This window comes from Paracoccus rhizosphaerae (assembly GCF_026162645.1).
In the GTDB taxonomy this organism is placed as follows: domain Bacteria; phylum Pseudomonadota; class Alphaproteobacteria; order Rhodobacterales; family Rhodobacteraceae; genus Paracoccus; species Paracoccus rhizosphaerae.
Genome location: NZ_JAOTBE010000114.1, coordinates 1 through 5725 on the forward strand (window position 1 = coordinate 1; position 5725 = coordinate 5725).

The 5725-nt window shown below is 61.4% G+C and carries 5 protein-coding genes and 1 pseudogene; all 6 read right to left on the reverse strand.

The features are described 5' to 3' along the window. Positions 1-225: 225 nt before the first annotated feature. The gene (locus OC184_RS19325; protein ID WP_265508792.1) at positions 226-399 is read right to left on the reverse strand and encodes a hypothetical protein; all 174 of its coding nucleotides are present in this window, start codon (positions 397-399) and stop codon (positions 226-228) included. A gap of 557 nt (positions 400-956) precedes the next feature. Beyond that, a complete protein-coding gene (locus OC184_RS19330) occupies positions 957-1460 on the reverse strand; it encodes a spermidine synthase (protein ID WP_265508794.1) in 504 nt (167 codons plus the stop codon). 35 nt (positions 1461-1495) lie between these two features. Next, the gene (locus OC184_RS19335; RefSeq protein WP_265508795.1) at positions 1496-1972 is read right to left on the reverse strand and encodes a fused MFS/spermidine synthase; all 477 of its coding nucleotides are present in this window, start codon (positions 1970-1972) and stop codon (positions 1496-1498) included. 30 nt (positions 1973-2002) lie between these two features. Beyond that, positions 2003-2152: a hypothetical protein gene (locus OC184_RS19340; protein WP_265508796.1), complete on the reverse strand. Its 150-nt coding sequence runs from the start codon at positions 2150-2152 to the stop codon at positions 2003-2005. 133 nt (positions 2153-2285) lie between these two features. Next, positions 2286-5141 (reverse strand): calcium-binding protein, encoded by a 2856-nt coding sequence (locus OC184_RS19345; protein ID WP_265508797.1) that lies wholly within the window; start codon positions 5139-5141, stop codon positions 2286-2288. Positions 5142-5167: 26 nt separating this feature from the next. Then, positions 5168-5725: pseudogene (locus OC184_RS19350) on the reverse strand (hypothetical protein); the annotation flags it as partial.

Below are 5725 nucleotides of genomic sequence, written 5' to 3' on the forward strand. Positions count from 1 at the left end.
TCAACGGCTTCTACAACCCGCGGCGCCGACACTCTGCATTGGGCTGGAAATCACCCGTGGCCTTCGAAAACAAGGCCGCCTAACATGAGCACGAGACCGGAACGGAACCGGGACAGGTCCACGCCGCGCCTGGAGATCCAGAAGGGCCTGTCGATTACAGGAGCATCGTGCTCCTGCGCGGCACCGGTCAGCGTTGGACGATCAGAACCTGATGCCTGCCACGACCTAGGTGCTCTCGCTTGACGCCCGCACACCGATCATCAGGCGATCATAGGACATGGTGAGCACGGCACCGAGGTTGCCGGTGTAGTCCGTTTCAGGGTCGGTGTCGGCGTAGCACTGGTAGCCGAGACAGGAGTCCGCGCAGTCAGCGGTTTTCTTGCGGATCCCCACCAGCATAGCTGCATCGGTCTTGAAGCCACCCGTCTCGATGATATCCGCGCCAACGAGCAGGTTGTTGGACGTGGCCTGAGATGGCTTCTCGTCCTGACCCAGATCGAGTCCAGCATCGTGCCCTCGCGTCCGATGTCACCACCTAGGATTAGCTTCAATTAGCCAACTGGTGCATGATACCGATCTAATAAGGGCGACGTCGTTTTCGAAGTCGCCGTCGCTCCGGCTGCTGCCGCCATCGATGTAGAAGCTGCTCCGTGCATAAGTATCTGCGACGGGGGCCGCACCGAATTCCTGCCCTTGAGCCAGTCCGGCGCCAAGGACGAAAGGCAGGCAGAGAAAAAAATGTTCAAAGAAGGTCACTGTCTTTATCCTGGCTCGGGACAGATGGGGGACCTGAGCTATTCCAACGAGATCTATGGGTTGCGTGCCTTTTGCGATTTTACGGCGGCGAGTGCGACTTGGTGTGCACGGTGGGTGATATCATTTCCTACGGCGTCGGCACCATGCTTTGAGCCTGAAAGAATTACGCGCTCATGATCTGGCGGATTCGTCGATCAGGTTCACGTAGACCGCCTGTCGACGATCTCGCGCAGGCGGGCATAGGTTTGGCACGTGGCTAGGTGTGCGGGCACCGACGCTGAAGAGAACGCGTCCATGACGACCGCATCGAACCGCAGTTCGGTCTCGTTTAGGAACACCCGGCCATCGGCTGAACGATGCCAATTCGACCTTTTGGCCCGGTCGCGTGGTCGATCATGGGGCCAGCGCAGGGCCGACGCTTCACGGACCATGCTGGTGACCAGGGGGGCGATCTCAACGGCTAAAGCGCGGGCAGCAGGGCGCGGCTCCAGCAACATCGTGGGGAGCGTATAGCCATATCCGTCGATGAGCAGGATCGACGGCGCGGCTCGCAGGTCAAGGTCCATCCGCGACCAGATGAGGTCCGTATAAAATAGCACCAGCCTATCGCCAGCATCGGCCGTGAGGCATTCAGCGGCCTGCAGCGTGCGGTCGGAACAAAGGTTCACCGCGCCTGCATGGCGCTGCACGTCGCTGCTGGACATCCCGGACTCGTAACGGCAGAGCGGGCCGCCTGCAGTCATCGTTGCAACCACCACTGCCGCGGCCGCGATTGTAACACCGCGTCAGGCCCGGACAGGAGGCTCGTGCCCCGGTCGCGGCTTGCCCGCACCAGTGTCGCGCAGATCAGCGACACTGCACCGCATCCGGCGAAGGTCGCGATCGATCCCGCGACGGGAAGTGCTACGAAAACGGCCAGGACCGCGCCCGCAATCGCGCCGAGAGAGCCGGCTGCCAGGACCATCCCAAGCAACGAGCCCTCACGCACCGAACGGGCGTCGATTGCCATCTTGGCCAGGAAGGGCGACGGGAAGCTGACCAGCACCGACGCCGGGAAGAATGCTTGGATCACCGCGCGAAGCATGCCTTCGGTATCGCGCGCGCCCGAGGCATGGAGCAGCCACAGCACCGCGGGGGACGCCGGCATCAGCGCCGCCGTCGCATCCAGCGCCAGCCTGACGGCGCGCGTCGCCTCCGCAGGCTCGCGTTCCGCCACCAGCCCGCGAAGCGCGCTGCAAGGCGACAATCAGGTCGGAATCGTGGCGATCACAAATGACCAGATCACGAGCCACGTGCCGAAGAACGGCGCCAGCACGCGGCCAGCGGCTATCTCGTATGTCAGGCCGATCGTCGACAGCACGAGGATCAGGGTGATCGTGGTCCAGAACTGCGTCAAGGTCTGATTGCAATGCATTGTGCCGGAGCCGGCTATCTCCCCCGCGCTCCTCAATATGTGGATGGATGTCCATCTGATGGACAGGGATATCCGGGGCTGAGGGCGAGAGATCTCCAGTGCCGGCACCCGCGCCTCATTTGGAACCAAACCCCTCACCGGCATTGCCGGACGACGCGGTAATCTCCCTCGTGCCGATGAAATCCCCATCGCCCCTGTCTTGCCACCAGCCAGGGTTGTTTTCATTGAACTCGACGATCGCGTCCCACCGCTCTGACTGGTCGTCGAGATGCTGCAGGGCGCCCCATGACCCGTAGATGCCGTGCTTGCCGACATCCACGAACGCGTTGAACAGCGTTCCCCCTGCGTCCTTCCAGCCGTTCATGAGTTCGAGGTAGAGGCCGCCCATCGCGTCCGACTGGTTCAGGGCCACGAAGAAGTCCGCAAGCTCCTGGTTGCTGCTCCACTCGCCGACACCGACCACGTGAGTTCCGCCCTCATACATGACCATGTCCAGGCCATAGGCGTCCGCGACTGCCTTGTGGTAGGCGAAGGTTTCCATGAGGCTTGCGATGGACCCGTCAGGATCACCGGTTGTCGATCCATCGCGCAATTCATCGACAGCGAGGCTGATGGCTTGGTCGTATTTGTGCTGCTCGACGTAATCGCTCAGCACCGCGCCCGACAGGCCCAGCGCATTGCCTGCTGTCATCGCGGCACTTTTGGAGTCACTGACCCATTCGAGAACCGTCGGCGCCTTTTCACGGCCAAGAGCGCCATCGAAGTAGCCGGTCACGCCATAGTAGTTGAAGAGTGACGCCGGTTGCGCCGAGCCGCCCGCAACAGCGTTGGGAGCTTCAAGGACACCCGCTTCAAGACCCCGCCAGCCTGTTTGCGTCGAGATCACCTTGTTGACGAGCGCATTGGCGTTCGGGCCGTAGATCTCGTCGATGACCTGCGCCATCTCCGCGGCCTTCATGCCGTAGAACTGGACCCAGGCGTCTCCTACGCCAGGCCACAATTTCTGCCCTTCCTGGTGGGCCCAGTGCGCCTGTCCGAACCCCCAGTTCCACACCTCATTTGAATACTCGAAATATGGCTTCAGGTCCGGGTCCAGATAATCCTTCACATAAGTGACGAAGTTGCGGATGTAGTCTTCCGTCGCCAGATGGGGGATGTTGAACCAGGGATCGGTTCCGGTTTCATTGGCCAGTTGGACCATGATCTCCAGCGGCACACCTGCCTCGGATCCCCAGGTTGCGTCTGATACGTTCGCGCGGTCGCTCCACTCCGTCTGCGCGGAGTTGTTCGTGGCCTGCCAGTCCATGAATCGGAGTGACCGCATGTCGTCGATCAGCTTGATCCAGTCCGGGTTGAAGATCCTGCCCTCTTCGAAAGCAGAAATGTTCTTCTCCTGGACTACCGAGATATCGCGGACATAGTCGGAGCCGTTGATCCCGGTGATATCGATGCTGATGAGGTTGTTGCCGCGCGGCTCGTAGTCGAACCAGATCTCTCCGTCGCCGTAGACTACGTTGCTGGCGTGGTTGATCGTGATGTCCCCGTGGCCGTGATAGGCCAGCCGGTATCTCCCCGACATGGATGTCATCTCGGCCGGCAGCTCGGTGAGGAGAAGGGCGCTCACATGGGTCACTCCTGCGGGAAGCTCCGTCAGGTAGCCGTCGGCATCCGAGACGGCCTCGATCTGCTCCTTCGTGGCGCCGCCCCATTGCCCCTCGAGGTGCCCCACCCACGGGCGGGATGTCTTGAAGATGTCGATGAAGGGCATCTGTGACGTCCAGTCGGTAACGCCGTTCAGGCCGACACCCACCGACGGGTTCGTCAGGATCTCCGGGTTGACGACCGCCGGCGGAGTGAGGTCGATCGGCGCGGGATTGGTCGGATCGGGATCAACAGGCGCACCGCCATCAACGTTACCAGCTAGGATGATCTGGTCGGAATTATCTGCACTGCCGCCGGTCGCGAAGATCGTAAAATCCTGCCGACCAACGCCGTCAAGATCTCCGATGAGGCTGACGGCACTTCCGACATTGCGGATGAGAAGCTCGCCGGGGGTACCTCCGAATGCGTCCCCCTTAGCAAGGTAAAGACCAAAGTCGCTGAGACCGATCCTGTCCAAGGCGCAAAAATCAATGATGGGCCCAGGTCCAGATACCGTGCCGACATCCTGTGGCAGAGAGACGAAGGTGTCTTCCACATCGCCCTTGGTGAGCAGGCTGCGGCCACCTCGACCGTTGATCACGTCGTCGCCATTCCCGCCGAACATGATCTCCGTGCCGATGCCACCGACGAGATGGTCGCTGGCGCCGGTCCCTACGATCCGCCCTTCAGCCGCCGGAATGTTGATTTCGATGCCACCGGCGCCGACCTGTGAGGCGCCGGTCTGCCCGGCGGAGGTTCCGACTGCTTCCGCACGGACGGGGAGGGGGCGGTTACCGGCCGCGGCAGTCAATCGAGCCTCTGCATGCCCATCTTGAGCAACCGTGTCTGCGGCGCTGAATCCCGGTAGATCTGCAGCTCGGCTTCCGGCGAAAGCGCCCCCCTGTCGGCTGTCGCTGCCTGCGAGATATGCTCCGGACATTTCACCGTCAGGCGTCTGCTCAAGTCTGGTCTGGGCGCCAGCACCCTGCCCGGGGGCGGTCACTGGAGGCGCAACCACGTTTCCTGGCATCACGCTGTCTCCGCCTGCAGGCGTAGAAGGCCCTTCATGGAAGAGCTGACCATTGTCCCTGTTGAGGATGCCCAGGCCCACCACCTGTGCATGTAGCTCTTCTCGTTGGAATTCGGCACCATCCAGGATCAAAGTCATCACAGGCCTCTTCATTTTTGCTAAACCGGCCCCACCCGGAACGGCGAGCTGGGCCGCGGCCGTGTTGCTCGGATAAACAACACCAGCGGAGATCACCGACTTGATGGCATCGTCGACGCACATATCAAGCACTTTCACCTCATCCTCGCGCACGAAGGACAAGAATCCGAAGGTCGGGTTTGGACGCGCTAGGTGTTCAGTCCCGGCATCTGGTGGATCGGGTTTAGGATGAATCTGTCGGGCTCGGATGTCCAGATCTTGCAGATGAATTCGTAAGGCGTGAAGGCCAGCCATGGTCCGCCATCGGTCCGAGGACCATGGCTGGCGAGGATCTTGAGCCGGCGGGCGAAGTTATAGGCTGCCATGAAGTCCGCGAGGTGCGTCCGCAGCTGATCGTGGCTATCGTAGTGGAAGCGTTTGACCGTGGCCTTGATCGTGCGGTTCATCCGCTCGACCTGACCGTTTGTCGGGAAAACAGGCCACCGGACTGTTTTCTGACCCTCCAAACTCCACGGGTGGTTGGGCTTCGTGAGGCGGTGCTCAATGCCGCTCGACCATTGTCCTCGGACCGATGGCGGACAAGGTCTCGCCCTCGCAGATCATGTCGAAGCGCATGGGCCTGGAGTAGATTGTATTGCGGTTCCGAGGCTGCTCCGCGAACTGAATGCCGTTGTCAGTAAGGACGGTGTGAACCTGATATGGCACGGCCTCGAGCATGTGCTGCAGGAACTCCCGAGCTGTCTTCC

What these genes read in the sequence shown, in the direction of transcription:
- OC184_RS19325 (WP_265508792.1), bottom strand. Translation starts at nt 399, where the DNA reads ATGCTGGTGGGGATCCGCAAGAAAACCGCTGACTGCGCGGACTCCTGT.
- OC184_RS19330 (WP_265508794.1), bottom strand. Translation starts at nt 1,460, where the DNA reads ATGTCCAGCAGCGACGTGCAGCGCCATGCAGGCGCGGTGAACCTTTGT.